This window comes from Magnetococcales bacterium (genome assembly GCA_015231925.1).
In the GTDB taxonomy this organism is placed as follows: Bacteria; Pseudomonadota; Magnetococcia; order Magnetococcales; family JADGAQ01; genus JADGAQ01.
Window position 1 is genome coordinate 1 of record JADGAQ010000337.1, and the last position, 2,514, is coordinate 2,514.

The window sequence follows — 2,514 nt, forward strand, 5'->3', positions numbered from 1 at the left end:
CCGACCAACGCCTGGACGAAATCGCCGAAATCCTGGCCTCCGGCATTCTCCGTTTACGCCTCAAAAAAGCGCAACAACCTGCAAAAGAAGAGAGTTTTCTACTGGATAACGGCAACCAAACGAGCCCTCATGTCAGCGTTCGCAACGCAAGAGAAAGGAGAACGATACCATGAGCATTATTGCCGAAATTGCCGAACTGCAGAGAAAATCTACCCTGGAACTGAATCAGGTATGGCGAAAGCTGTTTCAAACCGATCCGCCCCTGGCTGGTAAGGACTACATGGTGCGTCGCCTGGCCTACCGAGTCCAAGAACTGGCCCACGGGGGACTGTCGCAGGCGGCAACAACCATCCTGGACGGACTGGGGCGCGGAAAACCGGCATCCCCAAAAACTCCTCCTAAAAAAGAAGGCGTAGCCCCCTCCCCCGGCGCTCGCCTGATCCGGGAGTGGCAAGGGGTGGAGCATGTCGTCAGCGTGCTGGATCAAGGCTACGAATATCAGGGCCGGAAATTCAAAAGCCTCTCCGCAGTGGCCAAAGCCATCACCGGCACCCACTGGTCGGGGCCACTCTTCTTCGGCCTGCGGAAGGTAGGCAAGGCATGAATAGAACCGCCATCATCACCCCAAAAGTGCGCTGCGCCATCTACACCCGCAAATCCACCGACGAGGGATTGGATCAAGAATTCAACTCACTGGACTCGCAGCGGGAAGCCTGCCTCGCCTATATCACCAGTCAAAAGGCCGAAGGCTGGATTCCGGTGCCTGACTATTACGACGATCCAGCCTTTTCCGGCGGCACAGTCAACCGCCCCGCCCTGCAGCGCCTCCTCACCGACATCGAGGCCGGAAAGATAGACTGCGTCGTAGCCTACAAGCTGGACAGGCTCTCCCGCTCCCTGGCAGACTTCACCCGCCTGATGGAAGCCTTCGAGCGGCGCAGTGTCACTTTTGTCAGCGTCACTCAATCGTTCAACACAACGACATCCATGGGGCGCTTGACGCTCAATATATTACTTTCGTTTGCGCAATTCGAAAGAGAAACCACAGCCGACCGTATCCGCGACAAATACGCTGCATCCCGCCAAAAAGGCATCTGGATGGGCGGACATCCTCCGCTGGGCTACGACGTTCGCAACCGGGAGCTGGTGGTGAACGCCATGGAAGCCGAGCAGGTGCGCCACATCTTCCGCCGCTTCGCTGAAACCGCCTCACCCACTCAGGTTATCAAAGATCTACGAGAGGCTGGCATCTGCAACAAATCCTGGACTACCACCGAAGGAGTCATGCGCAAAGGCCGCCCTTTCCACAAGGTTGCCCTCTACCGCATCCTCAAAAACCCCGTTTACATCGGCGAGGTAGTCTATCGAGAGGTTTCCTACCCCGGCAAACACCAGCCCATCGTTCCCAGGGATCTCTGGGACAGGGTGCATGGCCTCATCCAGGAAAACAACCGGCCCAAATCCTCCCTGCCCCGTGGCCAGACACCCTTTCCCCTGAAGAGCCTGGTTCGCTGCGGCCATTGCAACATGACTATGAAGCCTACCCACTCCCGGAAAAGCGGCCAAGTTCAGTACCGCTATTATATCTGCCTCAACGCCGCTCGCACCAGTCATGATCAATGCCTTCTGCCAAGCGTCCCGGCGGCGGAACTGGAGCGGTTGGTGCTGAACCAGGTGAGAAGCCTTCTCAAGTCACCGCAGGTAGTGGCCAGAGCCATTCGACAAGTGCGCAAGGCTGATCCTGCAATGGGCGAACGGGAGATCATCGAGCTTCTCACCAGCCTCGATCCGGTTTGGGAGGAACTCTTCCCCCTGGAGCAGAACCGGCTGCTGCATCTCCTGGTGAACAAGGTTGTAGTCAGCGCCAGTGGCATCGATCTGCAATTGAGGGTGGCCGGCCTCGGTGCCCTCGTTGGCGAACTCACGCAAAAAGGAGCATGAGATGACAGCCTGCCTCTCCGATGACGGAACCATCCTCCACATTCACATCCCCATGCAGCTCCGGCGGCGCGGCGGGCGCAAGGTAATCATCTCCCCGGACGGATACACCGCCGAACCGGGTATCGCTCCGACTCCCGCCATGCCAGACGATCCAATCGTGCGCGCCCTGCTCAAGGCGCGTCGCTGGCAGTCCATGCTCGAATCCCGCGAAGTCGCCACCATCAAGGATCTCGCAGAACAAGAAAAATTGGATCCGTCCTATCTGGCCCGCATCCTGCGGCTCAACTCACTGGCCCCCGCCATTGTGGAGAAAATCTTGGCCGGTGACTACCCCGACACCATCAGCCTGCGGAGCCTGCGAGACACCATCCCCTTCAGCTGGGAGGAGCAGACGCGACGGTTCGGGGTGGCGGCACTGGTGTGAGTGCCAAAGGCTTCAGCTGATACCAGCCTTAACTACAGTTTTCTAGCGGGAATCTCACCCGCTGAAGAAACACGCCTTTTCACGGCGCACAGGGCTAGGGCGTGTTGACATTTAGAAATTTTATCTTATCATATTCCCATTTATAGCAG

General features: G+C 57.8%; 3 protein-coding genes. All 3 read left to right on the forward strand.

Annotated features, from left to right (window positions below; translation table 11 throughout):
• Positions 1-169: 169 nt before the first annotated feature.
• From HQL56_19540 to HQL56_19550, 3 genes are read left to right on the forward strand one after another with little or no spacing between them, the layout of a single operon-like run.
• The gene (locus HQL56_19540) at positions 170-604 is read left to right on the forward strand and encodes a DUF2924 domain-containing protein (GenBank protein ID MBF0311710.1); all 435 of its coding nucleotides are present in this window, start codon (positions 170-172) and stop codon (positions 602-604) included.
• On the forward strand, positions 601-1,941 hold the full coding sequence (locus tag HQL56_19545; protein ID MBF0311711.1) for a recombinase family protein: 1,341 nt from the start codon (positions 601-603) through the stop codon (positions 1,939-1,941). Before HQL56_19540 ends, HQL56_19545 begins: the two co-directional genes overlap by 4 nt.
• A gap of 1 nt (position 1,942) precedes the next feature.
• Positions 1,943-2,365 (forward strand): hypothetical protein, encoded by a 423-nt coding sequence (locus tag HQL56_19550; GenBank protein MBF0311712.1) that lies wholly within the window; start codon positions 1,943-1,945, stop codon positions 2,363-2,365.
• Positions 2,366-2,514 lie beyond the last annotated feature (149 nt).

Excerpts from the sequence above, each read along its gene's own strand:
- HQL56_19540 (MBF0311710.1), top strand. The coding sequence starts at position 170 with ATGAGCATTATTGCCGAAATTGCCGAACTGCAGAGAAAATCTACCCTG.
- HQL56_19545 (MBF0311711.1), top strand. The coding sequence starts at position 601 with ATGAATAGAACCGCCATCATCACCCCAAAAGTGCGCTGCGCCATCTAC.
- HQL56_19550 (MBF0311712.1), top strand. The coding sequence starts at position 1,943 with ATGACAGCCTGCCTCTCCGATGACGGAACCATCCTCCACATTCACATC.